21 protein-coding genes and 2 pseudogenes are annotated in these 25,527 nt (G+C 54.9%); 2 read left to right on the forward strand and 21 right to left on the reverse strand.

The window, feature by feature from the left end; all coding sequences use genetic code 11:
• Positions 1–176 precede the first annotated feature (176 nt).
• The 21 genes and pseudogenes from ABIE02_RS21100 to fdnG all read right to left on the reverse strand — a co-directional run bounded on the left by ABIE02_RS21100 (position 177) and on the right by fdnG (position 23,911).
• Positions 177–614, reverse strand: a complete 438-nt coding sequence (locus tag ABIE02_RS21100; RefSeq protein ID WP_336995129.1) for a hypothetical protein — start codon at positions 612–614, stop codon at positions 177–179.
• A gap of 29 nt (positions 615–643) precedes the next feature.
• Positions 644–868, reverse strand: a complete 225-nt coding sequence (locus tag ABIE02_RS21105) for a hypothetical protein (protein WP_032615383.1) — start codon at positions 866–868, stop codon at positions 644–646.
• A 44-nt stretch (positions 869–912) separates the two neighbouring features.
• Positions 913–1,158, reverse strand: coding sequence for a hypothetical protein (locus tag ABIE02_RS21110; protein ID WP_032615381.1), 246 nt, complete (start codon positions 1,156–1,158; stop codon positions 913–915).
• A complete protein-coding gene (locus ABIE02_RS21115; protein WP_230431080.1) occupies positions 1,155–1,796 on the reverse strand; it encodes a hypothetical protein in 642 nt (213 codons plus the stop codon). Before ABIE02_RS21115 ends, ABIE02_RS21110 begins: the two co-directional genes overlap by 4 nt.
• A 295-nt stretch (positions 1,797–2,091) precedes the next feature.
• Positions 2,092–3,024: pseudogene (locus ABIE02_RS21120) on the reverse strand (VENN motif pre-toxin domain-containing protein); the annotation flags it as partial.
• 6 nt (positions 3,025–3,030) lie between these two features.
• Positions 3,031–3,273 carry a hypothetical protein gene (locus tag ABIE02_RS21125; RefSeq protein WP_336995131.1) on the reverse strand — a complete coding sequence of 81 codons (243 nt, stop codon included), beginning with the start codon at positions 3,271–3,273 and terminating at the stop codon, positions 3,031–3,033.
• Positions 3,270–3,425, reverse strand: a complete 156-nt coding sequence (locus ABIE02_RS21130) for a hypothetical protein (protein ID WP_156107304.1) — start codon at positions 3,423–3,425, stop codon at positions 3,270–3,272. Before ABIE02_RS21130 ends, ABIE02_RS21125 begins: the two co-directional genes overlap by 4 nt.
• A gap of 171 nt (positions 3,426–3,596) precedes the next feature.
• Entirely contained in the window at positions 3,597–3,842 is a 246-nt protein-coding gene (locus tag ABIE02_RS21135) for a glycohydrolase toxin TNT-related protein (protein ID WP_071886405.1), read from the reverse strand.
• 127 nt (positions 3,843–3,969) lie between these two features.
• The gene (locus tag ABIE02_RS21140) at positions 3,970–4,230 is read right to left on the reverse strand and encodes a hypothetical protein (RefSeq protein ID WP_059306936.1); all 261 of its coding nucleotides are present in this window, start codon (positions 4,228–4,230) and stop codon (positions 3,970–3,972) included.
• On the reverse strand, positions 4,227–5,204 hold the full coding sequence (locus ABIE02_RS21145; protein ID WP_336995132.1) for a VENN motif pre-toxin domain-containing protein: 978 nt from the start codon (positions 5,202–5,204) through the stop codon (positions 4,227–4,229). Before ABIE02_RS21145 ends, ABIE02_RS21140 begins: the two co-directional genes overlap by 4 nt.
• Before the next feature lie 106 nt (positions 5,205–5,310).
• Positions 5,311–5,652, reverse strand: coding sequence for a zinc ABC transporter substrate-binding protein (locus ABIE02_RS21150; RefSeq protein WP_072250874.1), 342 nt, complete (start codon positions 5,650–5,652; stop codon positions 5,311–5,313).
• Positions 5,653–5,662: 10 nt separating this feature from the next.
• Positions 5,663–6,766: pseudogene (locus tag ABIE02_RS21155) on the reverse strand (VENN motif pre-toxin domain-containing protein); the annotation flags it as partial.
• Positions 6,767–6,869: 103 nt separating this feature from the next.
• Positions 6,870–7,313: a hypothetical protein gene (locus ABIE02_RS21160; protein WP_336995133.1), complete on the reverse strand. Its 444-nt coding sequence runs from the start codon at positions 7,311–7,313 to the stop codon at positions 6,870–6,872.
• On the reverse strand, positions 7,310–8,308 hold the full coding sequence (locus ABIE02_RS21165; RefSeq protein ID WP_336995134.1) for a polymorphic toxin type 25 domain-containing protein: 999 nt from the start codon (positions 8,306–8,308) through the stop codon (positions 7,310–7,312). Before ABIE02_RS21165 ends, ABIE02_RS21160 begins: the two co-directional genes overlap by 4 nt.
• Before the next feature lie 62 nt (positions 8,309–8,370).
• Positions 8,371–15,963: a hemagglutinin repeat-containing protein gene (locus ABIE02_RS21170; RefSeq protein ID WP_336995135.1), complete on the reverse strand. Its 7,593-nt coding sequence runs from the start codon at positions 15,961–15,963 to the stop codon at positions 8,371–8,373.
• Positions 15,964–15,981: 18 nt separating this feature from the next.
• The gene (locus tag ABIE02_RS21175) at positions 15,982–16,494 is read right to left on the reverse strand and encodes a toxin-activating lysine-acyltransferase (RefSeq protein WP_117386831.1); all 513 of its coding nucleotides are present in this window, start codon (positions 16,492–16,494) and stop codon (positions 15,982–15,984) included.
• Between the two features lie 2 nt (positions 16,495–16,496).
• Positions 16,497–18,188 carry a ShlB/FhaC/HecB family hemolysin secretion/activation protein gene (locus ABIE02_RS21180; RefSeq protein WP_336995151.1) on the reverse strand — a complete coding sequence of 564 codons (1,692 nt, stop codon included), beginning with the start codon at positions 18,186–18,188 and terminating at the stop codon, positions 16,497–16,499.
• A gap of 199 nt (positions 18,189–18,387) precedes the next feature.
• Positions 18,388–19,317, reverse strand: coding sequence for a formate dehydrogenase accessory protein FdhE (gene fdhE, locus ABIE02_RS21185; RefSeq protein WP_059306941.1), 930 nt, complete (start codon positions 19,315–19,317; stop codon positions 18,388–18,390).
• Positions 19,314–19,949, reverse strand: a complete 636-nt coding sequence (fdoI, locus tag ABIE02_RS21190; RefSeq protein WP_032615363.1) for a formate dehydrogenase cytochrome b556 subunit — start codon at positions 19,947–19,949, stop codon at positions 19,314–19,316. Before fdoI ends, fdhE begins: the two co-directional genes overlap by 4 nt.
• Positions 19,946–20,848, reverse strand: coding sequence for a formate dehydrogenase subunit beta (fdxH, locus tag ABIE02_RS21195; protein WP_077226895.1), 903 nt, complete (start codon positions 20,846–20,848; stop codon positions 19,946–19,948). Before fdxH ends, fdoI begins: the two co-directional genes overlap by 4 nt.
• A gap of 12 nt (positions 20,849–20,860) precedes the next feature.
• The gene (fdnG, locus tag ABIE02_RS21200) at positions 20,861–23,911 is read right to left on the reverse strand and encodes a formate dehydrogenase-N subunit alpha (protein WP_114144803.1); all 3,051 of its coding nucleotides are present in this window, start codon (positions 23,909–23,911) and stop codon (positions 20,861–20,863) included.
• A gap of 484 nt (positions 23,912–24,395) precedes the next feature.
• Between fdnG and fdhD the strand changes: the two genes are divergently transcribed.
• On the forward strand, positions 24,396–25,181 hold the full coding sequence (gene fdhD, locus ABIE02_RS21205) for a formate dehydrogenase accessory sulfurtransferase FdhD (RefSeq protein WP_262658166.1): 786 nt from the start codon (positions 24,396–24,398) through the stop codon (positions 25,179–25,181).
• A gap of 114 nt (positions 25,182–25,295) precedes the next feature.
• Positions 25,296–25,508 carry a DUF1471 domain-containing protein gene (locus ABIE02_RS21210; protein WP_032615353.1) on the forward strand — a complete coding sequence of 71 codons (213 nt, stop codon included), beginning with the start codon at positions 25,296–25,298 and terminating at the stop codon, positions 25,506–25,508.
• The last annotated feature ends 19 nt before the right edge of the window (positions 25,509–25,527 follow it).

The following is a 25,527-nucleotide window of genomic DNA, read 5'->3' on the forward strand; positions in this document are numbered from 1 at the left end:
ATTTATTGGCTGTGAAATGGTCTGGAAAGTCTAAGTATCACCTGTATAAATAAATTGGAAGTGCATAAGGGGTTGGGGAAGTTCCTGGGGCGGTGTGTGACGCGGGAGATTAACCGGTGAAAATGTGCCGGAAGTAGTGATTCAAGGCGAATCCCGGCGAGGTGGCCAGATGATTTTTAATCGTTAAGACTATTGATAAAATCCAAAACACTTTTTAGATCGGTACACCATTCAGATATTTTCATACCATCTTCATTATGAGTAACGCGTGGTTCCATAAAATCATTGATTTTATCCACTGTAAAATCAGGATGTTCATCGAGGAATAATATTTCGTTTTGCACGAAAACTCTATTTCCATGGAAATATAAAACCCAAGTGAATATAAAATTCGTGTGGTCAGGTTCATACATTGTGACAACTAAAGTAGCATGCTTCTTACTTGCCAAACCACTTTCAAGTGAGCTTAACCATGATTTTTTATAGTCATTTATATTCCAGTAAGATAAAGGGATATTGATTATTTCTGAAAAATCATCAATAACTATTGATGCAGGTAAGACAAGCTCACCCTCAACATCCACTGGTTTATCCTCTGGGAAAATTCCAAACATATTAGTCCTTAATCCTATTCAGATTGCTGTCATAAGTTCCCAATCTTTCGACCGATTTCCGCGATAAGCTGCGCCTCCTCCATCCGGCGCATCTCTTTCTCCTTATCGAAGATGGCGTCGATGCTGCCGTTGGCATTTTCCGTGTCGCGGGAGAGGGTGGCGATATCCTGCGTCTGGTTTGCGGTGTCAAGAACCACCACCGTGCCGTTTTCAATGGCCGCGTGCGTGGTGCCTTCAGTTGTCCGCCTCGACAAATAGGTGATTCTTCACCATAACTCATTCTGATATCGGAATTCTGTTATTTCCTACTTTGCTGATAGTAGATATACCAGCAACCTATGGCACCAATAACCCCTCCCGCAACACTCCCTTTGAAAATTTTCGCAAAATCAATTGATCCTAAATCGAAATTTAACCCGCTAGTGAATAAATAAAATAGCTTTATTAAAACTTGCATAGCCACAGCAGCAACAAATATTCCAAAAGGCAAAGAAATGAGTAAGTAGAGTAAGACTAAAAGCAATTTTGATACACAATTTTTCATTTGTTACCCTCCGTAGCTTTTCCTGCTCGGTCATTCGCATATTCTGTTGTTACTGTACCTGTTATGTTGCCAGCAATACCCGGCGTTTGATTGATCGATAGCGGTTTGGATATCCCTTTTCCAATATCAGTCCAGATCCAGTCTTTCCATGGTTTCATTGGGTTAAAGGCTTTATCAAGCGGCATCTCAATCAATTTTCCAGCATTATAACCCAGACCAGAAGCAATTCCGCTGATCGCTCCACCTTTCAGAGGATCATCACCTTTAAGATAATTTGATGTTGCTCCACTACCAGCATTTACGACCATCGTACCCCACAATCCGGTCCCTGCCGTTAGTGCCCCAGTCCAGTAACCCAGAATGACATCATTTGGATTTATTTCATGGTTAATCAGTAATCCAACGCCTGCATTTGCCCCAGCACCTATCAAACTGGTCGTTGCTGCTGCACCCGGCAACAGCGGCCATGCCATAGCACTTCCCATCGCGGCTATCGCTGTTTCACACGATATCGGTGTTTCACCACTACAGGCCTCCTTAATCGCCGCCTGTTGTTCTTCCTGCCATTTCTCTGCTGTCCCCGGTTTGTTCGCTTCTGCTGCTGCCAGTACATGGGCCAGCGAGTTATTCTCAACCACCGTCTTTCCTGACTGCGCCCCCGTAACGCCGCCAGCACATTATTTTCAACAACGACTTAGAATCCCTTTATTTTTAATGACCGGGCTATCCACATTACACTCCCGACAAAGCTTCCCACACTGAGACTAATCTTGCAGAGCAGGAATATATTTCCCATAGTAAAATTTATTGGTATACCTTTAAAAAATAAAAACAACACCTCCCCTCCTGCATATAAAGTCATTGATGTCAAAAAAATAGATACAACACTTAATGTGATAAAAAGGGCCAAGTGTAGAAACGTATTTTGCTTTCTCATTTTTTACGATCCTTATGAGAGGTTTTCTGATCTATATACTTCCCGCTGAGCTCAGAGCCCAAGCTACCGCCAATATCGCCAAACATGCCTGGAAAATAACTAGGTGTCATTTCTTTTGAAAGCCCAAGTTCTCCCTTCACTTCAGTAAACCGTCTCAGATCAGCATTAAACTTTGGATCCCAGCCGCCCTTCCACCAGTTTGCCCCGGTATTGACCCCCCATGAAAGTCCTTTACCAATGCCATAACCAATACCCGAACCGGCACCAGTGATAAGAGCACCCGACAGCGGGTCTTTGTTATCAATCCAGTTACCAAACGCACCCCCTGCCGCATTCCAGCCAACAGTACCTACAATTCCGTTCCCCATACTGAATACGTTTACCCAACCAGCGATAGCGGCATTCGCCGGGTCAATGGCGTCATCTGCCCAGTAATTGACCCCGGCATTAGCGGCAGCACCAAGCCCCCACATCACCTGAGCACCACCGGGTAACAACGCCACGCCACCGCTTGCCAGTGCCAGTCCGACGGCATCCCGTTCATTCATTGCTTTCTGGCAGCTTGCTGAAGATGGTTCATCTGCGCAGCTCGCCATATCAGTTCTGTGCTGTTGTAACCACGCAACCTGTACATCCTCACTCCCTGCCATCAGGTTATTCTCAACCACCGTCTTCCCGGCCTGGGCCCCCGCAATGGCGCTGGCCGTGCCGTCTCCCGCAACGCCGCCCGCTATCCCTGCGGCAAGGGTTGCCAGGGCGCTGATGGTCTGCTTTTCCGTCTCATCCAGCTTGTTGAAATCCTTCCCGTACATCTCCAGCGCAATTGCCCCTGCCAGCTCTCCGGCCAGCGCACCCGCGGCACCCGCGAGCGCGTCTTCCCCCTGCATCGCGGCCAGCACGGCGTTCGCCACTGCGTGGGCGGCGGCTTTCCTCCCTTAAAACCCCCTTAATTTTAATAGATTAGCAATAACAAAAATCGCGCCAGTAAAAGAGCCAATAGCACAGCCAATTTTAATGATTTTTAATATCTCTATTTTTGTTAAATCAAAAGAGCCAGTCAGTATCCAAACTAAAATGTCCACCGACAGTGCTATACATAACAATGTAATTGTAATTCCCATTACACATACGATAAATAACATCAGAAGATTTAATGCTTTTTCATTGATGTATTTCATTTCAGCGAATCCTTAATAACTGGTTCAATTTTTTTTCCGCCATATTCAGAGGGGAAAGAGGCTCTAATGTCACCGAAATCACAAAGAATATTGCTTGGTTTCATTTTCTTTGAAAGGCCATAATCCTGATCTATAAGTTCGTGAACCTTCATTTATTCACTCACTTCATTTAATCGTTATCCAAAAAATATTCAATTGATTGAAGTAGTTCATATTGAGTACCAGTACTTTTGTCCGAACCATGGCAAGCTCTTTGATTTTGGGATATCTGGTATTAACATAATACTTTCGTACTGAAAGTACGGTTTCGTCGTTTCATAAGATTAAGGTAATTCTCGATTTTCAAAAGGTACACCAACAGGTGACATAAAACTGCCGCCTGGGTATCCATATCGATCAATAGTTGCACCCGTCGGTAGCGTGACTTTATTTACAGGGCCATAAGCACCGCAGTTAGGGGGCCAAATACCCAGTGACTCCTGAATGGCCCCCTCAGCTTTACTGAACTGGTTGAAATTAGAAGATTCACGAGCTTTTGCGCTAAGAGTGACATTATCCTTCATATTCATCGAATGAATTAATTGCTTTCGTTGTTTGTTGTGTTTTGGCTCCTAATGATGACTGCTTGATACGCTGTGAAGACGAATAAAAAGCAAAAATTCCCGCTTTGGAAGGCGGGGGTTTTAGTCGCCTGGATCACTTGTCAGGGCCTGTGGGCGGCTTTTTACGAGCATTGTACTCGTCTATTTTGTAGAAGATGAAGGAAACCAATGTTCCTAAAGCCCCTGCTACAAAACTCATTTTTGCCGATTTAACTAATTCTTCCTGAAGTAGATATATCTCACCGGAAGCAATAAACCCAGTTACAATTCTTGCTGCAATACCTAACAGAAAAAATGCAGTAAAAAGATAAAAAAATAAGAAGATAGATATTCTCAAAGTCATTTTTCTTTTCATTGTTTTTTCTCTTTCTCATTGACAATATTTTTCGTTCTGTCATTTATCGACTCGAATATCAGTGCCGCGCCTATATCACCTAAAACACCAGAAGCGCTACCAGCATATGGCGAAAGTAAGTCCGGCGCATATTTTCCGAAAGTTCCCCCAGCCAGTGAACCTGCAATAGCGCCTCCCTGACCAGACAAGCTCGGTCCATCAGTCATAAAGGCTCCGCCCATATTAATCAGAGTGTTCCCGCCAATATTATATCCCGGAGCCAGATAACCTGCCCCTGCTGCAACAGTTGCGCTATAATAACTAAACTCACCGTCAGGTGCCATATTCATATACTGGAAAGCCGAGTTTGCCCCACCTCCAATTACCGCTCCGATAATACCTTTGGCTATCGCTATTTGAGGCGCAAGATAGAATGCATCGGCGATAAATACACCGTCCTGATAACCTTCAACAATGGCTTTGCTGATATTAGCGCCTTCCGGTAAATCACCTTTTGCCAGCTTATTCAGCCCTGCCTGCGTTTGTTCTGGCGTCAGATTGTTATCTACTGCGTACTGGTTCCATGAAGCAGCGGCCTGTCCGTAATTCATCATACCCGACGGTATACTCAGCGTATTATTCTCAACCACCGTCTTCCCGGCCTCGGCCCCAGCAATGGCACTGGCCGTGCCGTCTCCCGCAACGCCGCCCGCTATCCCTGCGGCAAGGGTTGCCAGCGCGCTGATGGTCTGCTTTTCATTTTCACTCAGCGCGGCAACATCCTTCCCGTACATCTCCAGCGCAATCGTTCCTGCCAGCTCACCGGCCAGCGCACCCGCGGCACCCGCGAGCGCGTCTTCCCCCTGCATTGCCGCCAGCACGGCATTCGCCACTGCGTGGGCGGCGGCTTTTTCCATCGTGTCGTCCAGCCCGGAACGGTGCCCGATAACCTCTGCCACGTACGGAGCGGCGGCTCCGGCCAGCGCGGCGGTCATGAAGATAGCGCTGTGGCTATGAGTGCTTCCGGGAGTACTGAACGACACCGGCGATCTGCCGGTGTACAGGCGCGGGAACGGGCATTTTGGGCAAGGATTTACTTAATCATGGACCTCTCCATACTAATTTAGGTCTTAGATTTTCAGGAACTATTTTGAATAATTCCTTAATATATTCAATATGTTGAATATAGTTCGGTGATATATCATCACTACAGTTTTCGAAATAGTCTCTCGCTTGGTTATTTAAAAACCATAGATCATGTTCTGAAAACTCAGGTGTAAGCAAAGTATGAGTAAGATTATGAACTAGTTCCGCCTCAAAATAGCATGATACATCTCGACCCTTTTCCTTCGGATCCATCATTTGGATATTTCGAATGTAGGGTAAAGTAAGAGACAACATTCTTATGTATATTTCATTTTTTTTCATAGAGATAACTTCAATCATAAAACACTCATTTTCTTATCGGCATTGGTTTTGCCCCAGCAGGAGCATTCTTTGTTTGAGTCCAGGAGCCATTTTGCAGAAGTTTTTCTACATAAGAATTATCGCCTGTTTTTTTGTATATTTCTTGAGCGGCCACCATACGATGGTTTCCTTCAGAAATATAGTAATTACCTTTGCTATCTATATAACCAGCTATACGACCTTCTGGTGCAGTAAATCTGTAACTACCCGAAATCATATCATTTTTTATTTGATCTACTTGTTGAGGGTTTCTCAGTCCTACTTGCATACTTTTTATACCTGTAGATGCGCCCCCCTGAACAAGATTCGATATGGTCGTCTTCGCAAGATATACAAGATCTTTACCCAACATCCCAAGCGAAGCCACTGCCATCTGATTTTCGGGGTCTGATGCAAACGCTGCGAATTTAGTCCATTCTGGACTGTTCACATCAATATTTTGCAGATCTTGATTATTCCACTGCTGGACATAAGCTTTCGCTTCATCACTGGTCATTACATCCGCGCCAAGATTACTCAACCAGTTAGGACGTTCGCTCATACTATAACCACCGTCAGCTATTTCTTTTTCGATCACCTGAGCTTCTAGTGGGTTATCCTTTAGTATCTCATCAAGTTTTCCGCTCTGTTCATCACTGACTTTCTTCCATTTATCAATAATATTCTGACAGTCTCCCCCGGATTTCCGGCATTCCGATAGCTCGGTGTCAAAAGTCAGCGACTGGTCTGCACTAAGGTAATTATTCTCAACCACCGTCTTCCCGGCCTGCGCTCCGGCAATGGCACTGGCCGTGCCGTCTCCCGCAACGCCGCCCGCTATCCCTGCTGCAAGTGTCGCCAGGGCGCTGATGGTCTGCTTCTCCGTCTCATCCAGCTTGTCCAAATCCTTGTCATACAGCTGCAGAGCAATACTGCCCGCCAGCTCCCCGGCCAGCGCACCCGCGGCACCCGCGAGCGCGTCTTCTCCCTGCATCGCGGCCAGTACGGCGTTCGCCACTGCGTGGGCGGCGGCTTTTTCCATCGTGTCGTCCAGCCCGGAACGGTGCCCGATAATCTCCGCCACATACGGTGCCGCGACTCTGGCCAGCGCTGTGCAGGTGATGTTCGAAATTTACGCCTTGATTTGCATGATTAAATCCTCTTATAGCGTAAGCATTCGAGCAAGTCATTTATTCATAATATTAATAATGATTTTATCTGACTAATATTACGTATATTATTGATGCGATATATGAAATACGGAGAAGCCATAATAAAAAGCTAGCTGGCCCATATGTTTTTCCTTTGAGGAGTATACTGAAAAATCCACCTTGCTCTCCTGGCACTTCATTTAATCGGTTAGCATATTTATAGAAGTATAATGCTATAAGCCATGTTGTTATAATTAACGGGAAGTAAACCACTCCCTCACCATTCTCGATATATTTCAGGAAATACGAGAGAGGAAATCCAATAAGTACTGCAGTTCGACCGAAAAACAAATGGATTGAGCATTCTCTAAGGAAAAACATACCGCTGAAATATTCATTCATGGTTTTTGGCGAGCTAATAGGCATATCGATACTTTTTATATAGTTATAATAAGAAATAAAGAAAATTGCCATTGATAAAATTATTGTGATAGTGTCAGGGTTCACTTTGTTTTTTCCTGGCCGAAGTTGTAGTTATAGAATTCAGTTCCAGAGGAACCATTTATATCTATCTTTTCATTGGCAATATTAGTTGAGATACCACTCCAACCCCATGCTGGACCTACTCCAATACTAAACCCAACGCCATCTTTTCCATATAATATTCCACCAGAAATGAGTCCAAACCCTAACCCTATGGAATTATTTCTTTCAGAAGTAATTATCCCTGGCAAGTATGGCCCAAACTGAATACCCATCTGCCCGGAGATGCGGCCACCCACAGCTAATGTTTCTCCGCGATTAGCTGAAATTTGGTTTGGATCAATGCTCGCATCAAAGTAATAACCTGCACCTGCTCCTCCAGCTACCTCACCTTTTACATATGGTTTAACTTTGTATTCAGCCCCCCAAGACGGTTTTTCACCGTTTACCAGTTTATCCATTCCGGCCATTTTTTCCTCAATAGATAATCCGTTTTCTTCTGCAAACTTGTTCCAGGACTGGGCGGCAAGACCGTAACCCATCATACCCTGTCCGAAACTACTTGGGTTGAGGTAGTTATTCTCAACCACCGTCTTCCCGGCCTCGGCCCCCGCAATGGCACTGGCCGTGCCGTCTCCCGCAACGCTGCCCGCTATCCCTGCGGCAAGCGTTGCCAGGGCGCTGATGGTCTGCTTTTCACTTTCACTCAGCGCAGCAACATCCTTCCCGTACATCTCCAGCGCAATCGTCCCTGCCAGCTCCCCGGCCAGCGCACCCGCGGCACCCGCGAGCGCGTCTTTGCCCTGCATTGCGGCCAGCACGGCATTCGCCACTGCGTGGGCGGCGGCTTTTGCCATCGTGTCGTCCAGCCCGGAACGGTGCCCGATAACCTCCGCCACATACGGAGCGGCAGCCCCGGCCAGCGCGGCGGTCATGTCGCCGCCAGCCAGCCCCTGAACGGCTGCGGTGGCCGCCTGGATGGCGCGATGCATGTCGCTGCCCGTGCCGTACTGCTCCATCGCCGTGCGCCCGGCCTGGTCGGCTATCTCCTGCGGGGTCGGGTTGCTCTTGCCCTCGGCCCTCAGCTTCTCCTCTGCGGCGCTGAGGGCCGAGGGTCCTTCATGGCCTCCTGCTTCGCGATTTCACCCTGGGTACGGGCGATATCCGCCACCTGCATGCCGATTTCCGCGATAAGCTGCGCCTCCTCCATCCGGCGCATCTCTTTCTCCTTCTCGAAGATGGCGTCGATGCTGCCGTTGGCATTTTCCGTGTCGCGGGAGAGGGTGGTGATATCCTGCGTCTGGTTTGCGCCATCACGAACGGTAATGGTTCCTTCCCCGACAGCCGCGTGCGTCGTCCCCTCCGCACTGCCGCTGCTGTCCGCCCCGGCCAGCAGGTTGCTTGCCATGTTCCCGGCGAACTGCCCGGCGATGCTGCCGCCGGTACTGATGCCCACGCTCTGATGCTCTACCTCGTATTCAGCGGTGTTGTGAATATCGCGCCAGCCGAGCGTGCCGGTGTCGAGACGGTTCCTGTCCGCCTCGGCGGTGGAGGCGATAACCGCGCCATCGAGCTGCGTGTGGTCGCCCACGGTGATGTCGAACCCGCCGGAGCCTGCAAAGATGCCGGTCTGCTCCTTCACGGAGGCATAGTCGCTGGTCATTTTATCGCGGCTGTAGTTAACGCTGGCGGAGCCGCTCATCGAGCCGAAGGTGAAGCTGCCGCCCGCGCTGGCGTTCTGCTGTTTGCTGTCGTAGCTGTCGGTGTCCTGTTCGCTGACGAGGGTCAGGTTACGCTCGATATCCATCACGACGGTTTTCCCGCTGGCCTGCGCCCCGGCGAGGGTGACGTCGCGCCCGCTGACGATGCTGAGTGTCTCCCCGGCGTTCACCATGGTCTCGGTGTGGGTGGTGCCGTTGCCGCGCTCTGTCCCCCTGCCGCCGTTGACGCTGGCGGAGACATTGATGCCCAGGCCGCCGGAGCCATAGCCGATACCCACGCCCGCGCTGCTGCCGTGGCTTTCGTTTTTGCCGTCGAGCGTGGAGGTGTTCAGGGCAGATATCAGGTTCACGTCCTGGCTCGCCTGTAACCACAGGTCATTGCTGGCATCAAGCTGGCTGCCGTGAACCAGCAGGTCGCCGTCCGTTGCCACCACGGTGAGGTTATTCCCGGCGGTGAGGCTGCTGCCTTTTGCGGTAGTCTGCGTGCTGGTCTGGGTGGATGTTGACGACTGGCTGCCGTAAGAGAGGCTGACGCCGATGGTGTTGTCATTGCCCTTCTGGTCGCCGGTGGCCTGGTCGAGCACGACGGCCTGTGCACCCTGTCCGAGGGTCAGGGCGCCTTTCACCGCCTGCAGGGCGGCGAGGCGGTCGTTGTCTGTCTCACCGGCCTGCTTCAGGGTGCGGACGCTGCTGTCGAGGGCACCACCCGCCGCGCCGGAGAGCGCAAGGGTCAGGCCGGAGGTTTTCTGCTCAACGGTGTGGGTCTGGGTGCCGCTGTCGCTGGCGGCGGTGATGCTGACGTTTTTCCCGGCCAGCGTCATGTCCTGCCCGGCAATCAGCTCCGAGCCGTGGACGTTCAGGTCGCTGCCCGCGCTCAGGGTGACGTTGCCGTTAATGGAGCCGATGGTGCTGCCGCGATGCGTGGTGTCCTGCGCGGTGTCAGTGACCTTCAGGCTCTGCTTGCCGTAGCTGAAACCAATGCCGCCCGTGCCGGAGAAGCCCGATTTTTTCTCCTGTCGCTGATGGCTCTCCTGGTTGTGCTCTTCCGCCGTGGTCAGGGTCAGGTTGTTGCCTGCCGCCAGGTGGACATCGTTATCGCCAACGATATTACTGCCCTGAACAAGCAGATTATTGTCTGCCTGCAGTATCACGGTGTCGCCGCTGAACAGGGTACCTTGTGCGGTCTCACGGTTGACCACATCGTGGGTGGTCACGGTCTTTTTCGACAGCGCGCCGCTGCTGCCGGTGGATTTATGGTGCGACTCAAACTCGCTGCGTTCAGTGGCGGCCGTGATGGAAATATCACGGCCCGCACCCACGCCGAGTTGGTTACCCGCCTCGACGTAGGCTGCCTGCGCGTTCACGTCGCGTCCGGCTATCATCGTAACGTCGCCAGCCCCGGAGATTTGGCTTCCCATCTGTTGCGTGACGGACTGCTTCAGCCAGTTGTCTTTATCCCACGTCAGGTTATCGCTGGTCGAGGTGGTAACGGTCGACAGGTTCAGATCCCGCCCGGCGTTAAGCACCGTCTGGCTGTCGCTGCCGCTGTTCACCACCTGCGCCCCGGTCAGGCTGAGATCGCGCCCGGCGTTCAGCACCAGCTTACCGTCATCGCCCTGGACGTAGATCCCCGCCACACGTTCAATGGCGGTGCGTTCAAAGCTGTTTTTCCCGGCGGTGCTCTGTGCGCTGCGGGTCGTGGTGGTGATATTAATGTCCCGTCCGGCAGAGGCCAGTACGGAATGGTTGCCGGAAATTGTGCCGCCGATGTTATTGATGTCCGTACGGGCGAGCAGGCTGACGTCTGCCCCCTGAATCGTCCCCGCCCTGTTAGTGATGTTGTCGGCGCTAAGCTGGACCACTTCACGGCCATGAATTGTGCCGCTGTTGACCAGGTCACGGTTCAGGTTCATCACGACGTTCTGGCCCCCCATCAGCGCGCCGGAACCGTCAATGTCGCCAGGCTGTACGCGAACATACACCTGGGGCACCATCACCGTTTGCCAGCTACCGTTTGCAAGCTGCACTCGTGTATTGACCAGCCAGACCATGTCCTCCGTCAGCAGGCTCATCTGTTCGGCGGTGAGCGCCACGCCCGGGATAAGCTGATGCTCTTTTCCGAAAGCAATACCCGCATCCATAAGTGCTTTGAACTGGGTTTCGTCATCGCGGTAGTCGCCCAGATAGCGCCCGCCGGTGAGGGCGATGATCTGCTCGCGCACCAGTCGCTGCTCGTAATAGCCGTCACCAAGTCGCTTATGCACATTGTTCGGATCTGTCGCGAACGCATTCTGCATGTAGTCGCTGCCGAGCCACGTTTTGTTGTTGGTAAAGCGTGGATCGGTTTCAACCAGATACGCCGCCGACGGATCGGGTAGGGTATTAAACAGGCTGCTGTCTGGCAGTCGGGTGTCTGGCCCTGCCGCACGGATCACCACGCTCTGCGCATCGCTGGCAGGCGTTTCGATCCATTTCGCTGGGGTATGTCCGGCAGGCAGTTCAGGGGAAAACGCCCCCTGCCCGGGTACGGTGGTTTCAACGCCAACCGTCAGGCTGCCCACTTCCTGGAGCGTGGCGTCCGTTCCGTGCGCGGTCGCAGGGTAGAGGGAAATGTCGCTGCCTTCAGCCTGGCTGTTGCCCTCCATGCCTCCGGGGTTGAGGGTGATGGACTGGATCACCACTGGCGGCGTGTAGTCTGAGGTGCTCTTACCCTGAGAGTCACCGCCTTTTTTGGATTTACGGCTGTAGTGCGTCACCGAGCCTGCATCGGTGATCCAGCGGCTGCCTTCTGGCATCACGTTGTCTACTGAATCGGCGAAGATGCCGAGCGTTCCTCCTGCCACAATCTGGCTTTTATCGTTCAGCACCTGGTGTGCAGCGATCAGCATATTTCCACCGGAGAGGATTTTGCCCGGGTCACTCTCGGTAATGACCTCTTCTTCGATGGTGCGGGTGTAGCTGTATTCGTAGAAGTTATCATTATTGGCCCCGGTATCGTCCGGGGTGTTGAGATTCAGCAAGCGGTCGGCAGAGTTACGGTCGACAAAAACCCCTGCGGTATTCGCGTCCCAGCGGTCAGGCGATCCCCTGTGCTGATACTCATGCATCTCCTCCGTGGAGATCAGCGCCACGTCGGTGCTGAAACGATCGTTGACGTTATTAATCAGGCCGATGGACAGCGCCATATCACCCGCAGATTCAATCGTTGCGCTATGGTTGTTCAGCGTCTTCGCCTGACCGGTGGCAAAACCACGGGCATCGATCTGTCCGCCGATAGCCAGCGCACCGTCGCTGTAGATCAGCGCATGATCGCGGTTGTTTATGGTGTCTGCGCCAATATCCACACGCTGACGCCCGGCGAGGGTCGCCGCTTTTCCGCCCTGAGCCAGGTTATTCAGCGTGGTAGCCTGCAGCGAGAGATGGTCGCCATAGATACGGCCGGTGCCCGCGTTCGTTAAGGTCCCGGCACGCAGCCACGTCTGGCTACCATCAATAAGGCCATAGTTGTCGAGCGAACCGGCAACCGATAGCCAGGTTGCCCCTGCGGCTATTTCACCGGAAGCTGCGTTGAAGAGGCTGGTGGCAGTGAGGTCAAGCGTTGTACCGGCCAGCAGATTACCGGCGTTAGTCACGCGGCCTGGCGTGGTAAACGTGACGCTGCCGTTGGCGATAATATCACCCGTGTTGTTAAAGGCCTGGCGTGTGCGAAGCGCCATGTCGCCCAGCGACAGCAACTGACCATCACCCGTGACATCGCTCGCGTCAATGTTCACGCGCTCGCCACTGATGACCACACCATCGGTGTTGAGGAGCCGCATGGCTGCTCCACTTAGCGACAGCTTGCCAGCGGCGGACAGCTCGCCCTGCGTGTTATCGAGGGTTCCGGCATTGGTGATGGAGAGTGTCTTGCCTGCCAGCACCGTTCCCTGGGCATTCTCGAGCTGCTGGCTGTGGATTGTCACATCCAGCCCTTCAATGCCCTTTTCTTCGGCCTGAGTATTGCGGTTGAGCAGTGAGGCTGCGTTGAGCGTCACCGTTGCGCCACTGCGGATCAGGCCCAGCGTGTTGTCGATTGCGCCTGATACGGCGTTTACCACCAGCTTACCCAGAGACTGGATCTGCCCGTCCTGGTTATCAAGACGGTCGAGGGTGAGGGCCATTGCCTGCTCGCCAACCAGACGCCCGCCGGAACGGTTATCCAGCGAGGTTGCCAGCAGTGAAAAATCACCCTTTGCGCCCAGGGTACCGTTCTGGTTGTTCAGCCCGGCGGTAGCAAGTTGCATGGCCGCCAGGCTGTAGAGCGTCCCCTCGCGGTTATCCAGCTGATAGCCGTGGGTATCAAGAACGATCCCGCTTCCCTGAATGATCCCCTGACGGTTGTCGCTATCACTGTGTGTGGCCAGCGCCAGCGTATCCAGGGCAAACAGCGTTCCGGCAATATTGCTAAAGCGTGTGGCGTCCAGCGTGGCCTGTTTTTCGGTGAGGATGACGCCCGCATCATTTTGCAGATCGGTCGTTTTGATCGACAGGTTGCCCTGGCTCACGATGCCGCCCATATCGCCACTGTTGCGGTTGTTGATATGTTCAACGGCCAGGGTGAGATCGCTCCCGCTCTGTACCAGCCCGCTGCTGTCGTTGTTCAGACGTTGCCCGGTGATTGCAAGATCGCTCTGGGCGGCAATCATCCCTCTCTGGTTAGTTATCCGGGACGTGTCTATTCGCGCATCCTCACCGGATACCAGCGTACCTTGCGTATTATCCAGCGCCCCGGCATGAATACTCAGCGAGCCAGCCGCGCTGAGGGTGCCGTTGCGGTTGTCCAGGTTATCAGCCAGCGCCAGCGACAGGTCGTTCCCGGTGCTGAGCGTACCGCGCTGGTTGTCAACGGCATGCGCATTCAGTTGCAGGGTAGACTCCGAGGCCAGCGTGCCGTCGCGGTTATCTACGTTTTTGGCCCAAACTTCAGTCTCTTTCACCCCGGCAAGCATGCCGTGCTGGTTGTTAATACTGCCAGCGTTAACGTGCAGTGTGCCAAAGCTGACGATGCCGCCCGTCGTCTGGTTATCTCTGTTTGAAATGCTGTTGCCGTGGGTATCGACGATCGTGTCCGCACCAGACTGAATCAAACCTTCATCGTTATTCAACCCGGCGCTGTCGAGCGTCAGGGTATCGCGGGCGGCAATCGTCCCGCCGGCATTCATCAGCGCTTTGCTGCTGGTCAGCCCGACACGGCCTTGTTCAGCGCCGATAAAGCCTCCACTGTTGTCCAGCCTGTTGGCGGTCACGCTGAGGCTGTCTGCCGCCGCCAGTTCGCCCTCTCGGTTGTCCGTCAGGCCAGCCGTTTTTATGGTCAGGGTACCGGTATCGGCGGCGACAACCTGGCCCTTGCGGTTATCCAGCGACGCGGCGTTAACGTTGACCGTGGCGTTGGCGGCAATCACGCCCTCGCGATTATCAATGCCGTCCTGATGGTTCAGCGTCAGCGCCCGTGTACCGCTCTGGCTTATCTGACCTTTCTGGTTTTGCAGGCGTTTTGCCGAGAGCGTGAGCTGGTCGGCGGCGAGCAGGCCACCGTTATTGTCGAGTGTGCCTGAGGTGGCCGCGCTAAGCGTGTCCCGGGCAACGATCTGCGCGTTTTCAGTGCTGAGACTGCCTTGTCCGGCGTCAAGCGTAATGGCGTTACCCTGCGTCACGCTGCCTGATGCATCCAGCCCCTGACCCACGGCTTTGATATTTCCGCCTGCCGCATTCAGGCCGTGCATATTGAGCGTGCCACTGGCGTTCAGCGTGAGATTGCCATCGTTGCCGATGCTGCCATCGGGCAGCACGCCAGCAGCCAGCGTGCCGGTGCTGGCGATCTCCGTGCCGGTCAGGCTGACGTTATGCTCAGCGGCAATCGAACCGCTGTTTTGCACGGAGGCCGTGCTGGAGAGGGTCGCGTCCGCTGAAGACCAGAGTGCGCCGCTGTTCTCAATACGTCCGTCGGCAGAGAGGGTGACCGTCCCGGCTTCCGCGCCGATATTGCCCGCGTTGCGCACCCCGACGCCTTTTTCCGTTCCGAGCAGGCGGATTTTCCCGGCGTACATGCCGCCGACCTGCGCGACATCCAGCGCCAGCGCGGGTTTTGCCGCACCCTTATCCGCAAGGGCGGAAACCTTTTCATGAGCCGCATCCACCGCGTTGCGCCCGGTGGTGACGCGTAAATCCTGCGCGTGAATGGCGGCGTTCACCTGAACCGCCCGGGCGATGATGTCGGTGTGCTCCTGGCGGGTAGAGTCCAGCCCGCTGCCGTTCACGGTAATGTCACCGCGCTCCACCTGATACCCGGTTATCCGGCCATCCTGCATCTGGGCGGTACCGGTCGTCAGCGTGGCGCGCCCGGCGTTAATAAAGCCGCAGCCGTCGCAGGTGATGCCCGACGGGCTGGCGATGACTACGTCGGCTTTTTGTCCGGCCACCTCGATGTAACCGTTGAGCTGGCTTGGGTTGTGCGCGTTCACCTCGTTGAGGATGACCTTCGCCTCGCCTTTTGCCAGCCACGGGTTGGCGGTCACCATCCCGCCAATCTGGGTTGAAGTATTTTTATGGGAGTTATTCAGGATGACCCCGTCCCGGCCAACGTCGAACTGGCTGTAGGTGTTGCGGGACACGCCGCCTGCCGACGGGGTCTGGATATTCACCTGCGTCGTACCGTTGGCGGTGCTGATGACGGTGGGCTGCTGCTTGCCGGGCGCTGAGGCGTCCGCCACGATGCCCGCGGCCTGTATCGTTACCGCACCGGAGGCCAGCCACAGGGCAAAGCTGAGCGCCCCGACGCGGCAGACAAGGCGCTGAAGGCTGCGTCCGATGCCGGAAGAAGGCGAGGTGCCCGCGCAACCGCGGGCAAGCTCGGAGACGACCATCAGCATGCCGCGGGCTTTATTAAAGACGATGCGATACAGGCGTTTATTCATGGTGAAATCCTTTTATTTTTATCCGTGCAGCGGGTGCTTTTTCTTCCAGTTCAGCAGCGCATCGCGCGTGACCTGCTTGCCATAAAATGTGTTGATGCGACGGCCTTTCTCATTGCCGCGATGCCAGAGCGAGCGCGCAATGTGGTGCGGGAAAATCTCCTTGCGCAGAAGGCGGAACAGGGTTTCCGCGTGGCCAAATGGCGCGATAAAGTCTCGAAACCACAAGCGGTCGCCGCTACACCAGTCTTCCTCCGGGAGGACAACCGTTGCTTCGGTGAGGTAGCGGCGTTCGGCTTCTTCGCTCATCCATGCCCAGCTCAGGAAAAAGATCGGGCGTCCTTTCTCCTCTACCAGCACGTACTGCTGGCGTTTAATGATGGGCAGTAACACCACTGGGAGGGCGTGCAGCGGCGCGTCACGGTGATTGAGTGAATGCATCCAGAGCCACACCGACGCACCAAGCACTTCGGCTTCATTCAGCGTGACGGTGTGGAGGAGCGGACAATGAACCGTCAATTCGCCATAACGCATACTCAGAAATCCATATTCAGGTTGAAGCCGAAGGTCGCCGGGCTGGTTTTGAAGCCGTCGGGGCGGGAGAAGGGCACGCCCGCGAAGGCGTCGTATCCCACTTTCCAGAGGGCGCCGCGCAGGCCCGCGGCACCACCGGCCAAATGGTTGCCCGTCAGGTATTCCGTCCCCTTGCCGGCAACCTCGCCGTAGTCGGCGGCCAGATAGAACTCGGTGCCGGCAAGCGGGGTCTGCCAGGAGAGATCGTTGCGCACCAGCCAGCCGCGATCGGCGCTAAGCGTACGTTCGCCGTCAAAGCCGCGTACCGTCCAGCGCCCGCCGATGGAAAACTGATCCTGCGAGGTGAGCGGCGTGTTGCTGGTCTGACGCTGCCATGCCACGTCGTAGCGCAAGCGCTGCGTGCCCAGTTCAAACGGCAGGCTCAGGCGTGCATGGGTGCGAAGAATGCGGCCTAACGCGGTGGCTTCATCGAACGTCTCTTCAGGGGCAGGCTGCGCGCCAAACCAACGCGTGCCGCGCTGATAGCTGATGCCCGCATCGAGCGTGGCGGGGCCGATATAGTGGCGATGCTGAAGCCCGGCCTTCCAGGAGGAGACGTGGCGGCGCTGCACCTCCACTTCGGTGTCGTTGATGTAGTTTTTCGTTGTCCGGCTTTCGACGTCCCAGGTGAACGTGGTTTTCTGCGCGCTGCTGCGGTGCAGCACCCGGCTGGCCTGCGCCACCAGGCTCTGGCTTTTCCCGCTGTAGCGAATGTCGCCGTTTAGCCCGGCGACGGACTGGTGATAGTGATAGTCGCTGCCGGTGACGGAAAATGCCCACCAGCCCACAGGAACGGACCAGTGGGCGCTGAGGTTCTGATTGCCTTTTTCCGGCCCGGTCTGGAGGTCGTGGTTAATGGAGAACCAGAAGAGATCGCTCAGCGCCAGGGGGTTATCCAGCGAAAGCGTCATCCCGCCCTGATAGCGGCCCGTGGATGAGGTGCCTGAATCATCAAGCGACAGGCCAAGCCGCCAGAACTTGCTCTGCTGGCGAGTAATCACGATATCGCTTTCGCCCGGCTGTTCGGCCGGAATGATGTCCATCTTGACCTGAGCGGTAGGCAGGCGCTGAAGGTTCTCCAGACCCTGCTCGATGTCCCGCAGGTCCAGCAGGTTGCCGTCGTGCGCCGGGAAGGCGCTGTACAGCCATAGCCAGCGGCTACTGTCGTCGGTTAACGAGACCTGGCGGATCTTCCCCGGAATAACCGCCAGCGCTAAATGCCCGCTTTTTAAATCCTGCGCAGGAGCCAGCACGCGTGCCGTCGTCCAGCCGTGGGAGATAAGGCGGTTTTGCAGCAGGCTCATGACGCGGTTGATGCCTTTAGCACCCAGGCATTTACCCACAACCTGATTCGCCATGCGCTGCAGCGGCACCCAGTGGGGGAACGCATCCTGTCCAGACAGCGTGACGTCATGAATCGTGAAGCAGGGCGTTTCGGCTGCGAATTCACCGCTATCTTCACTATTAGCGGGAGAGGGCAGACGAACGTCGGGCGTTTGAGGCGTTAGCTGGGCTTCCAGCGCCTGCTGGCGTTGCTGCTGAAGGATAAATTGCGCATCGGCCGGTGCCGCGACAGCCGTTGATGAAAGACTGAGAAGCACGCAGATGAAAAAGACGGTTCTCTTAATCCGTAATCGTAATAGCCGGAATTCCATTTCCAACACTTTCCCTTACATAATGTAATGTTTTGTTGCAGGGATAGTGACGTACTAAAAGAGGGTTTTCTACGTTTAGCGGCTAAATGAATTCTGAAAAAAATAGCGCTATGTCAAGCGGTTGTGATGTCCAGAAACGGAGGGGGTTTGGGATTGACAAGCCGGGCAAGCTCACGCCGCCCGGCATTATCACAGGGAATTACTCCCCTTCACCCGGGAACAGGAACGGGTTAATAGAGCTACGGGCAAAGCCCTCCTGCTCCATTTTTGCATCCAGAATCAGGGTAGCGAGATCGTCAGCGACGGCCTCCACTTTCGGGTCTTTTTCCTGGTACAGGATCTTCAGGTAGGTGCCGCAGTCGCCGCAGCTTTCGGCTTTCACCGCAGACTGCTCGTTCTCCAGCGACCAGTAGTGCAGATCGCGGGTCTGCTCGCAGTTGCTGCATTTGATGCGCACTACGTGCCACTCGGTTTCGCACAGGTTGCAGTGCAGATAGCGCAGCCCCTGGGTTGTCCCGATTTGCACCATGCTGGAGACCGGCATCGAACCGCACACCGGGCAGAACTGGCGTGCTTCGCCGTATTCTGCGCGGGCTTTGCCTGGGATCAGGCTGGCCATTTGCGCCCAGTAGAGCGACAGGGCGGCCCAGATAAAGGGCGCTTTATCGCTGCTGACTGACGCAAAATCGGACGCAAAGAGCGCGCTCGCCATCTGCTCCAGCTCCTGCTCAGAGGCTTTCTCGAGATTCTCGATCACCGCCAGGGCAGGGCCGCTCATCTCGGGCTTTAGCTCGGCAATCAGCGAATTCAGCAGCTTGTGCCAGTGCTTATCCCGCGGCAGGACGTGGATATCCAGCGGTGGTTTGCCCTGAGCGTTCGCTTCTTTGATGCGCGCGGTCAGGTCCATCTGCAACGGATGGTCGTACAGCACCACTTCCTGGGCATGGGCGATCAGCCCGGCAAAGCGCAGATAATCGCCAAGCGGGTTGTTCTCAGCCAGCTCGCGCAGGCGTTCAGCGCGGCGGTTGTAGAGGTTTTTCAGTCTGGGGAACAGTAGCGGCGGAATCACTTCCGCCGTGCGTTTCTCGCTCGAACCCAGCTCATCTTGCGGGATTATGCGAATACTCATTCAGATGACTTTTCCTGTTTCTGGCGGACTTCACGGTACCAGCGCGGGTGATGTTTCTTCGCCCACGTCTTAGTAACCCAGCCTTCCACCATCGCGGTAATGGTGCCTTTCACCCAGAGGGCGGCGTAGATATGCACCATGATAACCACAATTAACGCCACTGCGGCAAATGAATGCAGCATTAACGCAAATCGGATCACCGGGATTGAGAAAGCAGGCGCAAAGTACGGACGCCAGATGATCACACCACTGACCAGCAACAGCACCAGGAAGATAATCGCCGCCCAGAATACGCATTTCTGGCCGAAGTTATAGCGTCCGGTATCACCTACTTCCTCGTTGACGACGATCTTACGAATATTCTTCGCCCAAAAGATATCATCCCGATTGATTAGGTTGTGGTGCCAGTAACGGAAAAACATGATGATGAACGAGGCGAACATCACCACCCCAACGAACGGGTGGAGGATGCGCGCCAGCTGCGGCGTACCGAGGATCTGCATCAGCCAGTTGAAGGAGGGGAAGAAGAACCCCAGCCCGCTTATCGCCGCCAGCATGAAGCAGAAGGCGGTGACCCAGTGGTTGATACGTTCCGGCGCCGTGTAGCGCACGATGGTGTCACGTCTTTTCATTTGCGCACCTCGTCTTTCTCTTCATGCAGGTTGTCGTCTTCCTCTTCCGCGCGGTTTGGACCAACGCCGACGTAGTGGAAGATACTTGCAGCGAACGTCGCGGCAAAACCGACGGCGGCCAGCGGCTTCCAGATGCCTTTCCAGAACTTAACCGTGGCGCTGATTTCCGGGTTCTCCGGCAGGCCGTGATACAGATTCGGCTTGTCGGCGTGGTGCAGCACGTACATCACGTGCGTACCGCCAACCCCGGCCGGATCGTACAGGCCAGCGTTGTCGTAACCGCGGGTTTTCAGCTCAGCGACGCGTTCGCCCGCCAGCGTTTTCATGTCCTCTTTGGAGCCAAAATGAATGGCGCCGGTTGGACAGGTCTTCACGCAGGCTGGCTCCTGGCCGACATTCACACGGTCGACGCACAGCGTACATTTGTAGACGCGGTTGTCTTCCGGGTTCAGGCGCGGCACGTCGAATGGACAGCCCGCAATGCAGTAGCCGCAGCCGATGCACTGCTCAGACTGGAAGTCGACAATGCCGTTAGCGTACTGAATGATTGCCCCTTCAGACGGGCAGGCCTTCAGGCAGCCCGGGTCCGCACAGTGCATACAGCCATCTTTGCGGATCAGCCACTCCAGCTTGTCGTTCTGTTCCACTTCCGAGAAGCGCATCACCGTCCAGGACTTAGCGGTCAGATCGGCAGGGTTATCGTACACCCCGACGTTGTGACCCACTTCGTCACGAATGTCGTTCCACTCCGAACAGGCCACCTGACAGGCTTTACAGCCGATACAGGTGGTCACGTCGATAAGCTTCGCCACTTCCTGCTGGTGGTCCCGCGCCTGAGGCGCGGGGGTGAAACTGTTAGTCGCGGAACGACGAATAATGTCTTGCGATTGATAAGCCATAAGTCGTCTCCGTTACACCTTTTCCACGTTCACGAGGAAGGCCTTAAACTCCGGCGTCTGCGTGTTCGCATCACCAACGAATGGCGTCAGGGTGTTCGCAATGAACCCTTTCTTCGCCACGCCCTCGTAACCCCAGTGAATCGGGATGCCGATGGTATCTACCTGCTGACCGTTTACGTTCAGCGTGCGAATACGCTTGGTCACTACCGCCTTGGCTTTGATGTAGCCGCGGTTGGAAGAGACCTTCACGGTATCGCCATGGGCAATGCCGAGCTTGTTCGCCAGCTTCTCGCCGATCTCCACGAACTGTTCCGGCTGCGCGATGGCGTTAAGCAGCGCGTGCTTGGTCCAGTAGTGGAAGTGCTCGGTCAGACGGTAGGTGGTGCCGACATACGGGAACTTGTCCTTTTTACCCAGCGCTTCAAAGTCGCCTTTAAAGATACGGGCAGCCGGGTTAGAGACCACGTTCGGGTGCAGCGGGTTGGTGCCCAGCGGCGTTTCAAACGGCTCGTAGTGTTCCGGGAACGGCCCTTCCGCCATCTTGTCGATAGCAAACAGACGTCCCATCCCTTCAGGCTGCATGATAAACGGCCCGACATCGCTGCCCGGAGGCGCGGTGCTGTAGTCAGGAATATCCACGCCACCCCATTTCGCGCCGTCCCACTTCAGCAGCTGACGCTTCGGATCCCACGGGTTGCCCTGCGGGTCAGCAGACGCACGGTTATAAAGAATGCGGCGGTTCAGCGGCCAGGACCATGCCCAGCCCAGCGTATTGCCCAGCCCTGACGGGTCGGCATTATCGCGGTTGGCCATCTGGTTGCCTTTCGGCGTCCAGCTTCCGGCAAAGATCCAGCAGCCGCTGGAGGTGGTACCGTCATCACGCAGGTGCGCGAAGGTGCTGAGCTGATCGCCTTTCTTCGCCAGAACAACACCGGTAGCCGGGTCGATAACATCCGCCAGCGCCTTACCGTTGCTCTCCATCGCCACTTCTTCCGGGGATGGGTTCTCCGGCGTCGAGTAGTTCCAGGTCATGTTCAGCACCGGTTCCGGGTTCGCGCCGCCTTGAGAGGCGTACATCTTACGCAGGCGTAAGAAGATTCCGGCCAGGATCTCGCCGTCGTTCATGGCGATGCCCGGGGCGTCCGCGCCCTTCCAGTGCCACTGCAGCCAGCGGCCAGAGTTGACGATAGAACCGTTTTCTTCCGCGAAGCAGGTGGACGGCAGACGGAACACTTCGGTCTGAATCTTCGACGGATCGACGTCGTTCGACTCACCGTGGTTCTGCCAGAAGGTCGAGGTCTCGGTATTGAGCGGGTCAATGGTGACCAGGAACTTCAGTTTCGACAGAGAGGCGACAACCTTGTTCTTGTTCGGGAATGACGCCACCGGGTTAAAGCCCTGGCAGATATAGCCGTTAACCTGGCCCTGGTGCATCATCTCGAAATACTGCAGAACGTCGTAGCCCTTGTCCCACTTCGGCAGCCAGTCAAAGCCCCAGCTGTTTTCCGCCGTCGCTTTGTCACCGAAGAAGGCCTTCATCATTGAGACGAAGAACTTCGGATAGTTGCCCCAGTAGTTCACCTGGCCTTCGAGCAGCGGTTTTGGCGTGCTGGCCGTCAGGTAGGTTTGCAGGTCGGTCTGTTTTTCGCTTGGCAGGTTCATATAACCGGTCAGGCTTTGCGACAGCAGGCCGAGATCGGTCAGACCCTGGATGTTGGAGTGACCGCGCAGGGCGTTCACGCCGCCGCCCGCCATCCCCATGTTGCCGAGCAACAGCTGAACCATCGCCATGGTACGGATGTTCTGCGCGCCGATAGAGTGCTGCGTCCAGCCGAGGGCATACAGGAACGACGCGGTTTTATCGTGAACGCTGGTTTCAGCGATCATCTCGCACACCTTCAGGAAGTCGGCTTTCGGCGTCCCACAGATGTTTTCCACCACCTCCGGCGTATAGCGGGAAACGTGCTCTTTCAGCAGGTTCCACACGCAGCGCGGGTGTTGCAGAGTGGTGTCGCGTTTCGCAAAGCCTTTCTCATCCAGCTCGTAGTTCCAGCTGGTTTTGTCGTATTTGCGTTTTTCGGCGTCGTAACCGCTGAACAGGCCATCTTCGAAGTGGTAATCCTCACGCACGATCAGGCTGGCGTTGGTATAGGCTTCGGTGTATTCGCGGTTGTATTTTTCGTTGGTCATCAGGTACAGCAGTACGCCTGACAGGAAAGTGATGTCAGTACCTGAACGAATAGGGGTGTAGAAATCCGCCACTGACGCAGTACGCGTAAAGCGGGGATCGATCACAATCAGTTTCGCACCGTTGTGGATTTTGGCTTCCATCGCCCAGCGGAACCCGACAGGGTGCGCTTCAGCGGCGTTACCGCCCATCACCACAATGAGGTTGGCGTTTTTGATGTCGACCCAGTGGTTGGTCATCGCACCGCGACCAAATGTTGGAGCAAGACTTGCTACCGTTGGTCCGTGTCAGACACGCGCCTGGTTGTCGACCGCGAGCATACCGAGTGCGCGCGTAAACTTCTGGGTTAAATAGCCGGTTTCGTTACTGGAAGCAGAGGCACACAGCATACCGGTGGAGAGCCAGCGGTTAACGGTGGTGCCTTCTGCGTTCTGCGCCATAAAGTTGGCATCGCGGTCTTCTTTCATCAGTTTAGCGATGCGATCGAACGCCTCTTCCCAACTGATTTGTTGCCATTTGTCAGAGCCTGGCGCGCGATATTCCGGGAATTTCAGGCGGCTTTCCGAGTGAATGAAGTCCACCAGACCTGCCCCTTTCGGACAAAGCGCCCCGCGGTTAACCGGATGATCCGGGTCACCTTCGATATGGAAGATAGATGCTTTGGCGTTTTTTGCACCGTCGCCGAGGCTATACATCAACAGCCCACAGCCGACAGAGCAGTACGTACAGGTGTTACGGGTTTCGCGGGTGCGCAGCAGTTTGTACTGCCGAGTTTCCGCCAGCGCTACGCCGGGCGCAAAGCCCAGTGCCGCCGCCGTGGTGCCTGCCATACCGCCAGCGCAGATCTTAAAGAACTGCCTTCTGCTGACCTGCATGGTCACTCCTTGTTTCGACATTGCTACCTTAATAAGGCGAGCCGCAGGCGCGTTTTGCTGCTTGCCTGCAACACGTGTTATTTGGGTATTTAGAGTTTTACTTTACGGTTACAAAATAACCGCAAAGGGTTGGAATTTTGTATTCCCACAATTCCTTGAGGGATAGGGCACAGAATACCACATTGTCGGTAGGCTTGTTTGAATGTAGTTAAAACAAAGTGAACGAATTCTAAGCTTGCTAATTTAGAAATGTGAACTAAATCACGTTATTGATTTTGTGTGTTACAAGACTGTATCAACTCATTCGATCTCCTCCTCCCCAGGAGGTAAAACCGGTCTACGGACGCCCGGACGAAAAATTGATCCATCTCTGGGGCGAACCGCTGCTATTTATGCTGCAATAGCCCCCTTAATTGCGAAGTTGCCCAGGAACGAAGTCGTGCCAAAACAAATCCGAGATACCTCCTCCCAGCCCGTCGGCGTCGTGGCGTGCGAGGTACGCAGACCCCCTCAACTCAACCAACCCATCCCGGACTGGATTGCGCAAGAGGTGCCCGTGGCGCTGGTCTACAACGGTATCTCGCACGTCGTAATGATGGCGTCGCCAAAAGATCTGACGCTCTTTGCCATCGGTTTTTCACTCTCTGAGGGCATTATCGACCACCCGCAGGAGATTTACGGGATGGATGTGGTGCAGGTCTGCAACGGCATGGAGGTGCAAATTGAACTCTCCAGCCGTCGCTTTATGGCCCTTAAAGAGCGCCGCCGCGCGCTGGCCGGACGCACCGGCTGCGGTGTGTGCGGTGTGGAGCAGTTGAACGACATTGGCAAACCCATCACCCCGTTGCCTTTTAGCCAGACCTTCAGCCTGGCGAACCTTGATATGGCGCTGAACAACCTTCACGCGGTACAGCCGGTCGGCAATCTGAGCGGCTGCACCCACGCCGCCGCCTGGGTATTACCGTCGGGCGAGATCGCAGGCGGGCATGAAGATGTCGGACGCCATGTGGCGCTGGATAAACTGCTGGGCCGCCGCGCGGGAGAGAGTGCCGTCTGGCAGCAGGGGGCTGCGCTGGTCTCCAGCCGGGCCAGCTACGAGATGGTGCAAAAGGCGGCCATGTGCGGGGTCGAGATCCTGTTTGCGGTATCTGCCGCCACCACGCTGGCAGTGGAAGTGGCCGAGCGTTGCAACCTGACGCTGGTGGGATTCTGCAAGCCGGGAAAAGCCACGATCTATACCCACCCACAGCGGTTGAATATTGTTCAATAAATTTGAATTCTTTTAGCAAATCCTTCCGCTTTCAGTTGTCGGTGATGAGGCCTATTATTTATCACATCAAGGCACGGCGCCTTACACCAACAACTAATCGCAAGGGTCTCTATCATGAAAAGCATCAAAACTTTTGTAGCAGTAATCGCTCTGGCAACGTCTTTCGGTTCTTTCGCAGCGCAGTCTGTTACCGCATCCGCCAGCACCATTGATGGCGCAGAAGCCAAAATCGCCGCTCAGGCTGAACAGGCAGGCGCGTCTTCTTACACTATTACTCAGGCTTTCGCCGGTAACCGTGTACACATGACCGCTGAACTGAACAAATAAAAGCAACGTTTTTGTCGAA

Source organism: Leclercia sp. 1548 (assembly GCF_050435045.1).
GTDB classification, from domain to species: Bacteria; Pseudomonadota; Gammaproteobacteria; order Enterobacterales; family Enterobacteriaceae; genus Enterobacter; species Enterobacter adecarboxylatus.